Origin of the sequence: Finegoldia sp. BIOML-A4 (genome assembly GCF_009679635.1) — a bacterium.
Lineage (GTDB): Bacteria > Bacillota > Clostridia > Tissierellales > Peptoniphilaceae > Finegoldia > Finegoldia magna.
On the sequence record NZ_WKZC01000001.1, the window covers coordinates 395,807 to 409,079 of the forward strand.

The 13,273-nt window shown below is 30.4% G+C and carries 15 protein-coding genes; 6 read left to right on the plus strand and 9 right to left on the minus strand.

All coding sequences use genetic code 11. The features are described 5' to 3' along the window. The 4 genes from phoU to GKG01_RS01870 all read left to right on the plus strand — a co-directional run bounded on the left by phoU (window position 1) and on the right by GKG01_RS01870 (window position 3,981). Window positions 1–657, plus strand: a complete 657-nt coding sequence (gene phoU / locus GKG01_RS01855) for a phosphate signaling complex protein PhoU (protein ID WP_154271189.1) — start codon at window positions 1–3, stop codon at window positions 655–657. Continuing rightward, window positions 654–1,322, plus strand: coding sequence for a response regulator transcription factor (locus tag GKG01_RS01860; protein ID WP_094207004.1), 669 nt, complete (start codon window positions 654–656; stop codon window positions 1,320–1,322). Before phoU ends, GKG01_RS01860 begins: the two co-directional genes overlap by 4 nt. After that, entirely contained in the window at window positions 1,322–3,025 is a 1,704-nt protein-coding gene (locus tag GKG01_RS01865; RefSeq protein ID WP_154271190.1) for a PAS domain-containing sensor histidine kinase, read from the plus strand. Before GKG01_RS01860 ends, GKG01_RS01865 begins: the two co-directional genes overlap by 1 nt. A gap of 101 nt (window positions 3,026–3,126) precedes the next feature. After that, window positions 3,127–3,981 carry a DegV family protein gene (locus GKG01_RS01870; RefSeq protein ID WP_154271191.1) on the plus strand — a complete coding sequence of 285 codons (855 nt, stop codon included), beginning with the start codon at window positions 3,127–3,129 and terminating at the stop codon, window positions 3,979–3,981. Between the two features lie 33 nt (window positions 3,982–4,014). On the opposite strand, the gene GKG01_RS01875 is transcribed toward GKG01_RS01870, so the two are convergent. Genes GKG01_RS01875 through amaP form a run of 3 tightly spaced genes read right to left on the minus strand, consistent with a single transcriptional unit; the run spans window position 4,015 to window position 5,350 of the window. Beyond that, window positions 4,015–4,473, minus strand: a complete 459-nt coding sequence (locus GKG01_RS01875; RefSeq protein WP_227905412.1) for an Asp23/Gls24 family envelope stress response protein — start codon at window positions 4,471–4,473, stop codon at window positions 4,015–4,017. Window positions 4,474–4,495: 22 nt separating this feature from the next. Beyond that, window positions 4,496–4,795, minus strand: coding sequence for a DUF2273 domain-containing protein (locus GKG01_RS01880; RefSeq protein ID WP_154271192.1), 300 nt, complete (start codon window positions 4,793–4,795; stop codon window positions 4,496–4,498). Between the two features lie 9 nt (window positions 4,796–4,804). After that, complete coding sequence (gene amaP / locus GKG01_RS01885) at window positions 4,805–5,350, minus strand: alkaline shock response membrane anchor protein AmaP (RefSeq protein ID WP_094224567.1); 546 nt, start codon at window positions 5,348–5,350, stop codon at window positions 4,805–4,807. A gap of 301 nt (window positions 5,351–5,651) precedes the next feature. On the opposite strand from amaP, the gene GKG01_RS01890 reads away from it, so the two are divergent. Continuing rightward, window positions 5,652–6,608 (plus strand): 3-hydroxyacyl-CoA dehydrogenase, encoded by a 957-nt coding sequence (locus GKG01_RS01890; RefSeq protein WP_154271193.1) that lies wholly within the window; start codon window positions 5,652–5,654, stop codon window positions 6,606–6,608. Between the two features lie 59 nt (window positions 6,609–6,667). Here the strand turns inward: GKG01_RS01890 and GKG01_RS01895 are convergent, their stop codons facing one another. From GKG01_RS01895 to GKG01_RS01920, 6 genes are read right to left on the minus strand one after another with little or no spacing between them, the layout of a single operon-like run. Then, entirely contained in the window at window positions 6,668–7,687 is a 1,020-nt protein-coding gene (locus GKG01_RS01895) for a Gfo/Idh/MocA family oxidoreductase (protein ID WP_094205516.1), read from the minus strand. Between the two features lie 8 nt (window positions 7,688–7,695). Continuing rightward, window positions 7,696–9,027, minus strand: coding sequence for a nucleotide sugar dehydrogenase (locus GKG01_RS01900; RefSeq protein ID WP_154271194.1), 1,332 nt, complete (start codon window positions 9,025–9,027; stop codon window positions 7,696–7,698). After that, the gene (locus tag GKG01_RS01905) at window positions 9,020–9,598 is read right to left on the minus strand and encodes an acyltransferase (protein ID WP_154271195.1); all 579 of its coding nucleotides are present in this window, start codon (window positions 9,596–9,598) and stop codon (window positions 9,020–9,022) included. The genes GKG01_RS01900 and GKG01_RS01905 overlap by 8 nt, the downstream gene beginning before the upstream one ends. Beyond that, window positions 9,598–10,785, minus strand: coding sequence for a DegT/DnrJ/EryC1/StrS family aminotransferase (locus GKG01_RS01910; protein ID WP_154271196.1), 1,188 nt, complete (start codon window positions 10,783–10,785; stop codon window positions 9,598–9,600). The genes GKG01_RS01905 and GKG01_RS01910 overlap by 1 nt, the downstream gene beginning before the upstream one ends. Window positions 10,786–10,833: 48 nt before the next feature. Next, entirely contained in the window at window positions 10,834–11,466 is a 633-nt protein-coding gene (locus GKG01_RS01915; RefSeq protein WP_094205512.1) for a sugar transferase, read from the minus strand. A 1-nt stretch (window position 11,467) separates the two neighbouring features. Further along, complete coding sequence (locus GKG01_RS01920) at window positions 11,468–12,661, minus strand: DegT/DnrJ/EryC1/StrS family aminotransferase (protein WP_154271197.1); 1,194 nt, start codon at window positions 12,659–12,661, stop codon at window positions 11,468–11,470. Window positions 12,662–12,826: 165 nt separating this feature from the next. On the opposite strand from GKG01_RS01920, the gene GKG01_RS01925 reads away from it, so the two are divergent. Continuing rightward, window positions 12,827–13,240 (plus strand): Fur family transcriptional regulator, encoded by a 414-nt coding sequence (locus tag GKG01_RS01925; protein ID WP_154271198.1) that lies wholly within the window; start codon window positions 12,827–12,829, stop codon window positions 13,238–13,240. Window positions 13,241–13,273: the final 33 nt, after the last annotated feature.

Here is a 13,273-nt window from a genome sequence, read left to right on the forward strand (position 1 = left end):
ATGAGAAAATATTTTACACATCAATTAGAAGAATTAAAACATAATTTAATTTTTCTTGGAGCAAATGTCGAAAGACAAATCGAACAAAGCACTTACGCATTGGAAACTCAAGACTTGGAAATAGCACAAAAAGTTTATGATTCTCAAGAAACTATTTATGAAATGTCAAAAGAAGTAGAAGATACTTGTTTGAGACTTCTTACTACACAATCTCCTGTAGCAAAAGACTTGAGATTTATTTCATCAGCACTTAGAATTCTTTCTTGTATGAGTAAAATCGGAAACCATGCACAAGAAATTTCAGAACTTGTTATGTTGATTGGTAAATCACAACTTCCAAAAGATTTGACTATGATAAGATCCATGGGTAAATGTGCACAAAAAATGCTTGTAGAAAGTATCAACGCTTTTACTGATGATGATGTCGAATTGGCAAATTCTGTAATCAAAAAAGACGATGAGGTTGATGAGCTTTTTGCACACTTCATGGAAGAATCAATAGAATTGATTAAATCTGGTTGTGAAAATCCTGAACAAATTATCGATTTAATTCAAGTTGCAAAATACATTGAAAGAATTGGCGATAATGCAGAAAGAATCGCAACTTGGGTAATATTCTCAGTTACTGGCGAAAGATACGAGGAAAATGCACAATGATTTGCTGTGTAGAAGATGATAAAAGCATAAGAGAATTAATTATCTATGCACTTAATAATGAAGGCTACGATGCAATGGGATTTGGAGACTATGGAGAATTCAAATCCACATTGTATTCTTCTAGCATAGATTTAATTATTCTAGATATTATGCTTCCGGGAAAAAGCGGGCTTGAAATTTTAAAAGAAATAAGAAATAATGAAAAAACAAAAAACATCCCAGTAATGATGCTTACTGCCAAGACTACAGAATACGATAAAATAGTAGGTCTTGATAGTGGCGCTGATGATTATATGATCAAACCTTTTAGTATTATGGAACTACTAGCAAGAGTCAGAGCGCTACTAAGAAGATCCTCACTAAGTAAAACAAAATCTAAAATTATCTATAAGAATATTGAATTAGATTATGATAAGAGAACAGTTAGTGTTGATGGAGAAAATATAGAATTAACTTACAAGGAATTTGAATTACTGTACTATCTCCTATCAAATATCGGAAAAGTTTTGACTAGAGAAAATATCATGACAAAAATTTGGGGATTCGATTTTGAAGGAGAATCACGTACAGTTGATGTTCATATAGCCACTTTAAGGCAAAAACTTAAAAACGCTTCCAGCATAATCAAAACGATAAGAAATCTTGGATACAAAGCTGGTGAATGATGAAAAGAAAAATTTACACTAGAATTTCTCTTGTCATTATAATAGCTTTAGCAGTTGGATTAGGCTTACAAACATTTATATTTTATAATTATAACAAGTCTAAAGAAGAAACTTCTCTCCTACGTGAAATACAATACGTAGATTCTATCAGCGATAATAGTCGTGATAAGACTATTACAAATGTTAAAAAGTTTAAAAGGATTAATCCTTCAAATAGATTTACAATAATTGATGAAAATGGAAGTGTAGTATATGATACTGATACAAATGTAGACTCTTTGGATAATCACTCAAACAGAGAAGAAATACAAGATGCAAGAGAATCCAAAATCGGCTCAATAACACGTAAGTCTGATAGTTTTGATAAAAGTATGTATTATGTTGCTATACTTCAGCAAAATTCTGATGTTCTTAGAGTTAGCTGCGAATCTTCTAGTTTTTTGAAAACTATTTTGGATTTATTGCCTTATACCCTATTGATATTAGCATTATCATTAATATTATTAATCGATATTAATAGAAGACAAATAAGACAAATCTTAGACCCTATAGAAACTATTGCCAATGAATTAGATGATAACATCGTTAATGACAAAGAATCAAAATTATTAGAACAACCTGTTTACGATGAGCTTATACCTTTTATCAATATTATTAGACGCAAGAATGATACAATAAAAAAATATGTAGATGAATTAGAAGAAAGGTCAACTACAATTAAAACTATTACAGACAATATGAGAGAAGGTCTTATCCTACTTGATAAGAATATGAATGTTTTGTCAGTTAATAAGTCTGCTGAGTTTTTATTTGGAGCAAATGATTCAAAGTATGAAGGAAGACCCTTTATTTCATTAAACAGAGATTTAAAAATCCATTCTGCAATAAAAAATGTAATATCAACTAAAACAGCGCATCATATAAATATTGAAATGCAAGGAATTCTATTATCAATGTATATTGCACCGGTATTAGATGAAGATACCATCAATGGAGTTTTATTGTTCTTAGTAGATGAGAGTGACAAGATTAAGGCTGAAAAAAGAAGAAGAGAATTTTCAGCGAATGTTAGTCACGAATTAAAATCTCCTCTTACTTCAATTAATGGTTATGCAGAAATGATAGAAAACAACATGGTTAGTCCAGAAAATGTAAGTAAGTTTGCTACAATAATACACCAAGAAGGATTGAGATTATTAGAATTAATCGATAATATTATTAAACTTTCCAAGTTAGATGAATCAGAAGATAACATTGAAAAAAGTTTATTTAATCCTGAAAAAATAATCGATGAAATAGTCACTTCTAACCAAAACAAATTGGATAATAAAAAAATTGAACTTGTTACGGATTTACAGGAAAATTGCATGATATACGGTAACGAAAATTTAATTAAAGAAATGATTGAAAACTTAGTTACAAATGCAATTAAATACAACAAGATTTCAGGTAAAATTAAGATTTCAATATTCAAAGAAAATGACAAAACTAAAATAATTTGCGAGGATACTGGAATTGGTATAGCTGAAAAATACCAAACTAGAGTGTTTGAGAGATTCTTTGTTGTTGATAAATCACGTTCTTCACAAGAATCTACAGGGCTTGGATTATCAATCATCAAACACATAGTTGATATCCACAATGGATCTATTACTCTTGAATCTAAATTAGATGTTGGAACAAAAATCACGATAACGATTTAAATACGGCAAACTGCTTGTCGTATTTTTTTCGTTAAAATGATATAATAGTTATGTTAACTTGTATATACAAAATTATTAAACGATTTAGAAAGGAATAAAAAATGCAAAAAATTGCTATTCTAACTGATACTACATCTGATGTAGATCCATCAATTATTAAAGAATACAATATTGTAGAAGTCCCTCTTCAAATCATTTACAATTCGGAAGTTACGTATAAAGATAAATATGAAAAAAATATTGACGACGTTATAAACGACATTAATAGTAACACTATTAGTAGTTCGCTTCCCTTAACAAGTGATTTGATTGACAAAATAGAATACATCATATCAGAAGGATACACACATATAATAGCTACATGCATGAGCTGCGGAATTAGCGGGACTTATAATCTATTTCAACAAATATTAAACTTATACTCTGATAAAATTACATATCATTTGATAGACTGCAGATCATGTTCAATGGGAATGGGTTTTCTAATTGAAAAAGCTGTAAAAATGAAGGAAAATGGCACAAGTTTCGAAGAAATAGTAAAAGAATTAGAAAAACTCAAAACAAAAGAAGATTTCTTTTTTACTGTAGACAAATTGGATTATCTTTACACAAGTGGTCGTATTAAACGCTCAAGTAAAGTCGTTGGAAATTTATTAAACATAAAACCAATTATAACTTGCATCAAAAAAACTGGAAATTTGGAAGTTATAGATGCAGTAAGAGGCAGAAAAAAAGTCAACCAACAAATCCTTAATTATATAATTGACTTCGCAGCTAACAATCAAATAGACAATATCTATATAATGCATTCAAACCTACAAGAAAATGCAGATGAATTAGAAAAAGTAATACAAGATTATTATCCTAATGTTAAAATCTATAAGAAACCTATTTCTAGTCTTTTTGTTATACATACAGGTCCCCATATCTACGGAGCTGTCGTAACATTAAAATAAGGAAGGCATGATGCCTTCCCTTTTTAATTTAGTTTATTTTAATCCACTTTTATTTTCTTCTTCTTTTTTGTTTTTCAAGTTGAATTCTTTTCTTGTCATAACATCAACTACTTTGCAGTTAACTTCTACAACATCTAATCCAGTCATTTTCTTTACACTTTGTTTTACAACTTCTTGTAGTTGTTGGAATACTTTTACAGCTGATACGCCATATTCTAATATTACTGATACATCAATTGCAGCTTCTTTTTCACCAACTTCAGCATCAATACCTTTAGTTGCATTATATCCACCGAAAGTTTCTTGAATTCCTGAGAAGAATCCACCTTCCATATCTAAAACACCAGGAATTTCTCTAACTGCTATTGCAGCAATTTTTTGAACTACAGAGTTATCAAAAGTTAATTTTGATTCGTGTTTTTGTTCCTTTTCTTTTTCAGCTTTTTCTTCATTTACTTTGTTTACTTCATTGTATTTTTTTTCTTCCATCATTCTAATCTCCTTTTATACTATATTATTTCCTAAATAAATTCATCAAAAATCTGATAAATTTAGGATTACCTTCTTTATACAATCCATAACCATAACCTATACCAAAAAGCAATAGTATTAAGATTGTTGACCAAAAACCAAGCTTCAAAAATGAAAGTGCAATTATTACACCTAAAATTCCATACTTAATTGGTTTCCTTAACCCTGATAAATTTTTTATTAACCTTTCGTCAAATTTATCCTTTGAATCTTCTTTTACAAAAATTATTTTTCTTTGTTCATCTGGGGATTGAAAATTGTCTAACATTTTGTTATTATTCATTCTTACCCCCTATACTACCCTTTTATTTGTAGATTTTGCCAAATCCAAGAATTTTACAGTAATATCTTTAACTTTGTAACCAGTTAAAGTTTCCAGATTAGTCTTGATATCATTTTTGATGTTTTCACCAAGACCTCCTACATTTGACATATCCCTTACTCCAACCTCTACATCACAATTCATATATGGTTCATTTGAATTGTTGACTCTTACATTAACATTAGAAGTTCTAACATCATTAAATCTATTTACTGTACTTTTTACAGTATTTTCAAGTGCATCTGTAGATATCATAACTTCTCCATCCTTGTCTTTCGAGATCAAGAAATCACTTAAACTATCAGAGAGTATTGCTTTAAACATTATTATAAGTGCCCCTAGTAAAATTAAGGCTCCAATAACTGCTAATATATAAAAGCATACCTCATTCATCATGAGCTCTCTGAGATTATAACTAACTTGTCCAAAATTGAATACTGTGAAAAACATTACTAAAGAAAACAAAATTAGTAATATTGAAAACAATATATGAACAAATTTTTTAAATCCACTCATAAAACCTCCTTGTAAATTATTGATATATTTGTTACCTAATATATATACCACTTTTGAATAAATTCTAAACAGTAATTTGTTAAATTATAAAAATTTACTCTTTATTAATTGTTTTAAAAATGGTTTTAACCTCTAGCGCCTTAATTTAATTATACCCTTCTTATAAATTTCTAAACATTTTAAAAATTAAAAAACGCGAAAAATCACACAATTTGTTCAATTACGATTTGCAAAATTATTTAAGGGGTATATAAATATTGAATAAACTTACAATATAGGTTAATTTAAAGGAGGCAAATTTATGAAATTAAAAAATGTAACTGTCGCTGGTGGAGGCGTTTTGGGATCTCAAATAGCTTTTCAAACTGCTTTTAAAGGCTTTGATGTCAACGTGTGGTTAAGAAGTGAAGGTTCAATAGAGAGAGCTAAGCCACGTTTTGATGCATTAAAAGAAACATATCTAAGTATACTAGATAGAATTAAGGTTGGATTATCTGATGAAAACACTGTTAACTCAGTAATTATACCTAGAGGTATTTCTTCAGATCAATTGACACTTGATGATATTGAAAATTTAAAAAAAGATGTAGAAGAAGGATTCAATAGAATTCATCTTTTAACAGACTTAGAAAAATCAGTTGAAAATTGTGATTTATTGATTGAAGCTGTTTCTGAGAATCCAGAACAAAAATCTGATTTCTATAAGAATTTGGCAAAAGTATTAAATGATAATACTATAGTTGCAACAAATTCATCAACATTATTACCAAGTTCGTTTAAGGATTTACTTCCTCATCCAGAAAAATATCTTGCTCTTCACTTTGCAAATGAAATTTGGAACAATAATACAGCAGAAATTATGGGACACAGTGAAACTTCCCATGAAGTATTCGATGAAGTAGTTAACTTCGCAAAAGATATAGGAATGATTCCATTAAAATTAAAGAAGGAACAACCAGGATATCTACTAAATTCATTATTAGTTCCACTATTAGATGCAGCAATGACTTTAAAGGCTTTGGACATAGCTGACATCGAAGACATCGACAACGCTTGGAGATATGGAACAGGTTCTCCATTTGGACCTTTCCAAATACTAGATGTAGTCGGTCTTAAAACTGCTTATAATATCACTTTAAATAAACCAGATGTAAATGATGAAAATTCTGTAACATATCAGATTGCACAAATGTTAAAGAAATATATAGATGAAAACAAATTAGGTAGAGGAACAAAAGAAGGATTCTACAAATACTAATTAAATTGAAACAAGCTCTTGATAAAAATCAAGAGCTTGTTTGTTTTCAAAATATTTAATTAGTCGATCCAGCCATAAGCCTTCATTAATACTTCAACTGGCTTTCTTCCTTCGTGACCATTGATTAGCGGCTGAGTATCTGTATTTATTGCGTGAATAAAATCTTTGTACAATGGAGTGTGTCCGTTTCCGTACACATTATCGATAGATTTATCATCTTCCAATTCTCCGGTTTCAGACTCATCTTCAAATACCCAAGTTTTTATTTCGTTAACAGCTAACCCACCGATAACAGCAGTTCCTGTTGATCCAAAGACAGAAATAGTTTCTTCAAGATTTTTAGGATAAACATCGGCACTACCTTCCAATAGTCCAATTCTACCGCTCTTAAATCTCATTAAAATTACGCCGTAATCTTCCATTTCTATGTCTCTTAGGAAAGTTTCAGTTTCAGCTTTTACGCTTACTAATTCATCGTCCATCATCCATAACAACAAGTCTAGTGCATGTATACATTGGTTCATCAATGTACCACCATCTAATGCCTTTGTTCCTCTCCATGGAGCTAAGTTATAGTAGTTTTGATTTCTGTTCCATAAAACCCTTGCTGTGATGTTTGTCATCTTTCCAAATTTATTAGCGTCAATTGTCTTTTTCAATTTTTGAATTGGAGGATTAAATCTATTTTGGTGACACACTCCAACTTTTAATCCTTTTTCATCAGCTAACTTATTAATTTTATCTATTTCTTCTAAACTCATAGCCATTGGTTTTTCAATCAATACGTGTTTTGATTGTTCTAAACAGTAAAGAGCTATCTCACCGTGGTAACCACTTTCTGTTGAAATAGAGCACATATCGATGTCGACTTCTTCTAACATTTTTTTGTAATCAGTGTATACTTTTACATCTCTGTCAGAAAATCTTTCCAAATATTCATCTCTTTTTTCGATGGCTCTTTCTTCAATAATATCGCATACTGCAACTAATTCCATTTCTGAATCATTGTTTGCAATTCCCTCTACGTGTTTATAAGAAATTCTACCACAGCCAATGATTGCGCATTTAATTTTTTGCATATTACCTCTTATAATAATTCTATTTTATCTTTATTGTTTTCTACGTTTCTTGTAGCGTATTTTGTATCAAATACAAATGGTGCATTGTCTACAACCATTTGATAATCAACATTTGTGTGATCTGCAGTTATAACAACTAAATCATAACCTTTAACTACTTCTGGATTAATTTCTTTTAATGAGTAAGTCTTAGATCCATCTGGATTGAAATATGAAGGATTGAATCCATCATAGTAATCGATAATAGCTCCTTCTTCTCTAAATTTATCCATTACAACAAATGCTGGAGAATCTCTTAAATCGTCGATGTCTTTTTTGTAAGCAATACCTAGAATTAAAACTTTTGAACCATTTAAAGGTTTTTTAAATTTTCTAGATAAAATCTTCATTGATCTATCTACAACCCATTCAGGCATACTATCATTTACAGTACCACTTGCTTCTATGATTGGCATGTGTACATCGTATTCTCTAGCTTTCCAAGTCAAATAGAATGGATCTAATGGTATACAGTGTCCACCTACACCAGGACCTGGATAAAATGCTTGATATCCATAAGGTTTTGTCTTAGCAGCGTCTACTACTTCCCACATATTGATATCCATTTTATTAGCTAGTTTAGCAAATTCATTTACCAATCCTATATTTACATTTCTATATGTGTTTTCAAGAATTTTTTCCATTTCAGCAACTCTTGGTGAAGATACAGTCATAACTTCTCCTTCAAGTACATTTCTGTACAATGCTGCTGCAACTTCTGTAGATTCTGACCCAATTCCTCCAACAACTTTTGGAGTATTCTTAGTTTTGTATTGTTTGTTACCTGGATCTACTCTTTCAGGAGAGAATGCTAAGTAAAAATCTTCTTCACATTTCAAGCCTGAACCATTTTCCAATATAGGTCTCATTAATTCTTCAGTAGTTCCTGGATAAGTAGTGGATTCTAAGACAACTATAGATCCTTTTTTCAAATGTTTAGAAACATCTGTAGTTGATTTCTCAACGTAAGAAATGTCTGGTTGTTGGTAAATATCCAATGGTGTTGGAACAGCAATAGCTATGAAATCACAACTTGCAACTGATTCAAAATCACTTGTAGCTCTTAATTTTCCAGATTCAACAATAGCTTTTAATTCTGAATCAACAACATCACCAATATAATTAACTCCATCGTTAACCATTTGAACTTTTTCAGGTTGTACATCAAATCCAATAACAGTATAACCTGCTTTTGCCTTTTCAACTGCTAATGGCAATCCTACATAACCTAATCCAACAACCCCTACTACTAGAGATTTATCTTCGATTTTGCCCAATAATTCTTCTTTTAAATTATTCATTTGATACCTCACTCAATTTATAATCATTTAATAAATATTTCTTGTCACAATTTTCACATATATAATCTGTGAGGGAAACTCTTTTTAGGTTTTCTCCACATGAACATGCATATCCATGATGTCTTGCTGGATTTCCTACTACAATTTCGTAATCCCCGACATCTTTTGTAACAACTGCTCCTGCTCCAATTATAGCATATTTGCCAATTGTGTTTCCACAAACAATAGTCGCATTGGCGCCAATAGACGCGCCTTCTTTAATAGTTGTTTTTCGATATTCATCTTTTTTCTCAATAAAAGCCCTTGGATTAATAACATTTGTAAACACACAAGAAGGTCCTAAGAACACACCATCTTCACAAACAACACCAGTATACACACTAACATTATTTTGAACTTTACAATTATTACCAAGTGTAACATCTGGAGAAATAACAACATTTTGACCAATATTACAATTTTCTCCAATAGTGCTACCTGACATCACATGACTAAAATGCCAAATTTTAGTACCTTTACCAATCTTTGTCTCTTCATCTATATAGCAAGACTCATGAGCAAAAAAGTCCATTATACTATCTCCTTTATAGAATTAATAATATATTCTCTTTCTTCATCGTTCATTTCTGGGAACAATGGAATTGCAAAAGTTCTTTCTGAAAGATATTCCGCATTAGGAAAATCTCCCTTTTTATATCCTAAATCATTAAAAGCTTTTTGTAAATGCATTGGGACTTTGTAATAAGTTCCAGTAGCAATGCCTTTTTCTTTTAATTTTGATTCTATTTCCTCTCTGTTTTCAGATTGTAAAATAAATAAGTGGAAAACGTGCTTTCCGCCCTCAGTTTCAGTTGGCATTACCAATGAAGTATCCTTCAAAGCTTCGATGTATCCGTGTGAAATACTTCTTCTATTTTCTGTATATTCATCTAAGTGTTTCAATTTAATTCTCAAAATAGCAGCCTGGATTTCGTCTAATCTTGAATTGTGACCGATTAAATAGTTGTAGTATTTCAATGGATTGTAAACAGTGTTGTCTCCTGAATTTTGTTCCACAACCTCAACTTCTTCATCATTTAATATAGCATAAGCTTTCATTCCATTTTCGCCACTACCGTGAACCTTCAAAGCTCTTATAATGGTTGCCAAATCATCATCATTAGTTGTGATCATTCCACCATCACCAAAACATCCTAAGTTTTTTGTAGGGAAGAATGAGAAACAAGCTACATCTCCTAAATTACCAACATTTTTTCCCTTGTATTGTGAATTAATTGCTTGTGCTGCATCTTCAACAACATACAAATTATGTCTTTTGGCAATATCATTTATTTCATCCATTTTACATGCATTTCCAAATAAATGAACACAAACAATTGCCTTTGTTTTGTCTGTGATCTTTTCTTCTATTTGAGAAGGATCGATATTATAAGTATCCAATTCAACATCACAAAATACAGGTGTAGCTCCAACAAATCTTATAGCTTCAGCAGTTGCAAAGAAAGTGTAATCAGTAGTTATAACTTCATCTCCTTCTTTGATTCCCAAAGACTTCAATGCTATAATCAGCGCGTCAGTTCCATTTCCAACTGTAATTGCATGTTTTACGCCAATTTTATTAGCTATTTCTTTTTCAAATTCTTTAACATTTTCACCCATTATATATTGTGCATTTTTGAAACACTCTAATACACTTGCATTTACTTCTTCTTCAATGTTTTTATATTGTCTTTTTAAATTCAACAATGGTATATTCATTAAAATCCCCCATTTAATTTCTCTTTATCTATATAAATAACTAATTAGTTATAAAATCTTCAATGTTTGAAGAATTATTTTAATATCATTTAATAAATTAATATTTTCAATGTATTGTTTGTTTAGTTCGATTTTATTAGGCATAATTTCTTCAACATATGTCTTTTCAGGATTGTCAGATTTGTCCAAAATTTCTGATTCATCTCTGTATTTTATACTCGCCAAATCCGTAATTCCTGGTCTAATTTTCAAAATATCTTTGTCTGAATCAGAATACATATCGACGTACTTTCTAACTTCAGGTCTAGGACCAACAAAACTCATATCTCCGACCAATACATTGAACAATTGTGGAAACTCATCTAATTTAGTTTTCCTCAAAAACTTTCCTACTTTCGTTATTCTAGGATCGTCTCCAACTGTTATTGCCATTCCCAATTTTGGAGCATCCACAACCATCGTCCTAAATTTCAAAATTGTAAAGTCCTTATTATTTTTCTTAACTCTTTTTTGCTTGAAAAACACAGGACCTTTTGAATCTAATTTTATAGCAATGGAAATTATAATCATTGGGATTGCCATAACCAAAATTCCAAATAAAGATGCTAAAATATCAAATAATCTTTTGATGAAAAGATTAAATTTGCTATTTTTAAGGATTTCATCTACTCGATTGTCCATATTATTTACCACTAACTATATCCTTGTAAGTTTCGATTACATATGCTACTTCATCATCTGACAATAATGTGTGAAGCGGCAATGTTATTTCGTTTTTGTATTGTTCAAAAGTATTAGGATAATCTTTTATATCAAATCCCAAATTTTTGTATCCTGTCATCATTGCAATTGGTTTGTAGTGAACATTCGTAGCAATGCCTTTTTCTGCCATCTTGACGATTATATCGTTGCGAGTTTGTTCATCTATACCTTCAACTCTTGTTAAATACAAATGACCATTACTTGTGTAATCTTCACCAAAATGATTTAAATAACTAATTGAAGTATTATCAAAACCATCGTTATACATTTTGATTATTTCTTTTCTTCTAGCCAATAAATCGTCATATCTTTCTAATTGTGCAAGACCAATTGCCGCTAATATGTCAGGCATATTGTATTTGTAATAAAGACCTTTAATGTCGTATTCCCATGCACCTAATTTGGTTTTGGCTAATGCATCTTTATTTTGTCCATGTAAGGAATATAATTGTAAATCATTGTAAATCTTATCTACATCACCAATATTTATTGCAAGCATTCCACCTTCAGCTGTAGTAAAGTTTTTAACAGCATGGAATGAAAAAGACGCAATATCTTGGAATGATCCAATTTTTTTGCCTTTATAAGTTGAGCCTAACGCATGAGCGCTATCTGAAATCAAAGCTACTCTTCCCAATGATTCTTGAATTTCGTTTGAAGGTCTGAATATTGATTTCTTAGCTTCAATAATTTCGTAAATTTTATCGTAATCAACAGGAACTCCTGCGATATCAACTGGAATAATAGCCTTAGTATTTTCATTTATGGAATCATATAATTTATCATAATCCATAAAGTAGGAATCTTTTTGAACGTCTACTAATTTAATTGTAGCATCCAAATGATCTATAACTGAACAACTTGCAGTATAAGTGTAAGCCGAAGTAATACATTCATCCTTCTTACCATTTACGCCCAAAATCCTAAGCGCACATTCCAATGCAGCAGTTGCTGAATTGAAGCAACAAGTCTTTTTTGATTGTGTATATTCTTGTAAGTTTTTTTCTAATTGTTTGGTTTTTGGTCCAGTTGTAATCCAACCGGATTTTAATGCGTCTACCACTTCTTCAATTTCTTTATCAGAAATATCAGGTGGTGAAAATAAAATGTTCATAAACAACTCTCCTTATTTCACTAACTATATATTATACCACTAATCTGTGAAATTTTAGATATTAATAACGAAAAAGTTGACAAATTGTAGCATTCTTCCAAATTTAAAATTGAAATATTCATAAACATTTCATAATAAAATGATATAATAATTATAGGTGATAATATGAAAAACGAAATCTTGTTAAACAATGGTTTAAGAATCACAAAAGCAAGGAAACTTATGATATCGATTTTAGACAAAACAGAACAACCTATATCTGCAGAAGATTTGTATGAGATTTTTAAGGAGAAGGAAGAATCCAATTTGTCTACAATTTACAGAAATTTAAAAATATTAAAAAATAAAGGAATAGTTGAAATTGTATGTGAAATTGATGGTATTTCATACTACAGATTAAAAGGCAAAAAACATAAACACAGCATAATTTGTGAGTCTTGCGGCAAAATCATTCCTATCGATCATTGCCCTATCGAAAAAATAGAGACGGATTTGGAAAACAAAACCGGTTTCAAAATCGACTCACATACTCTTGAATTTAGAGGCGTCTGTCCGGATTGCCAAAATAAAAATAAATAAATTAATCAAAAGCATGACTTTGATGTAAGTCAT

Excerpts from the sequence above, each read along its gene's own strand:
- GKG01_RS01920 (WP_154271197.1), bottom strand. The coding sequence starts at position 12,661 with ATGAACATTTTATTTTCACCACCTGATATTTCTGATAAAGAAATTGAA.
- GKG01_RS01870 (WP_154271191.1), top strand. The coding sequence starts at position 3,127 with ATGCAAAAAATTGCTATTCTAACTGATACTACATCTGATGTAGATCCA.
- GKG01_RS01925 (WP_154271198.1), top strand. The coding sequence starts at position 12,827 with ATGAAAAACGAAATCTTGTTAAACAATGGTTTAAGAATCACAAAAGCA.
- GKG01_RS01875 (WP_227905412.1), bottom strand. The coding sequence starts at position 4,473 with ATGATGGAAGAAAAAAAATACAATGAAGTAAACAAAGTAAATGAAGAA.
- GKG01_RS01895 (WP_094205516.1), bottom strand. The coding sequence starts at position 7,687 with ATGCAAAAAATTAAATGCGCAATCATTGGCTGTGGTAGAATTTCTTAT.
- GKG01_RS01910 (WP_154271196.1), bottom strand. The coding sequence starts at position 10,785 with ATGAATATACCATTGTTGAATTTAAAAAGACAATATAAAAACATTGAA.
- GKG01_RS01900 (WP_154271194.1), bottom strand. The coding sequence starts at position 9,027 with ATGAATAATTTAAAAGAAGAATTATTGGGCAAAATCGAAGATAAATCT.
- GKG01_RS01880 (WP_154271192.1), bottom strand. The coding sequence starts at position 4,795 with ATGAATAATAACAAAATGTTAGACAATTTTCAATCCCCAGATGAACAA.
- phoU (WP_154271189.1), top strand. The coding sequence starts at position 1 with ATGAGAAAATATTTTACACATCAATTAGAAGAATTAAAACATAATTTA.
- GKG01_RS01890 (WP_154271193.1), top strand. The coding sequence starts at position 5,652 with ATGAAATTAAAAAATGTAACTGTCGCTGGTGGAGGCGTTTTGGGATCT.
- amaP (WP_094224567.1), bottom strand. The coding sequence starts at position 5,350 with ATGAGTGGATTTAAAAAATTTGTTCATATATTGTTTTCAATATTACTA.
- GKG01_RS01905 (WP_154271195.1), bottom strand. The coding sequence starts at position 9,598 with ATGGACTTTTTTGCTCATGAGTCTTGCTATATAGATGAAGAGACAAAG.
- GKG01_RS01865 (WP_154271190.1), top strand. The coding sequence starts at position 1,322 with ATGAAAAGAAAAATTTACACTAGAATTTCTCTTGTCATTATAATAGCT.
- GKG01_RS01860 (WP_094207004.1), top strand. The coding sequence starts at position 654 with ATGATTTGCTGTGTAGAAGATGATAAAAGCATAAGAGAATTAATTATC.
- GKG01_RS01915 (WP_094205512.1), bottom strand. The coding sequence starts at position 11,466 with ATGGACAATCGAGTAGATGAAATCCTTAAAAATAGCAAATTTAATCTT.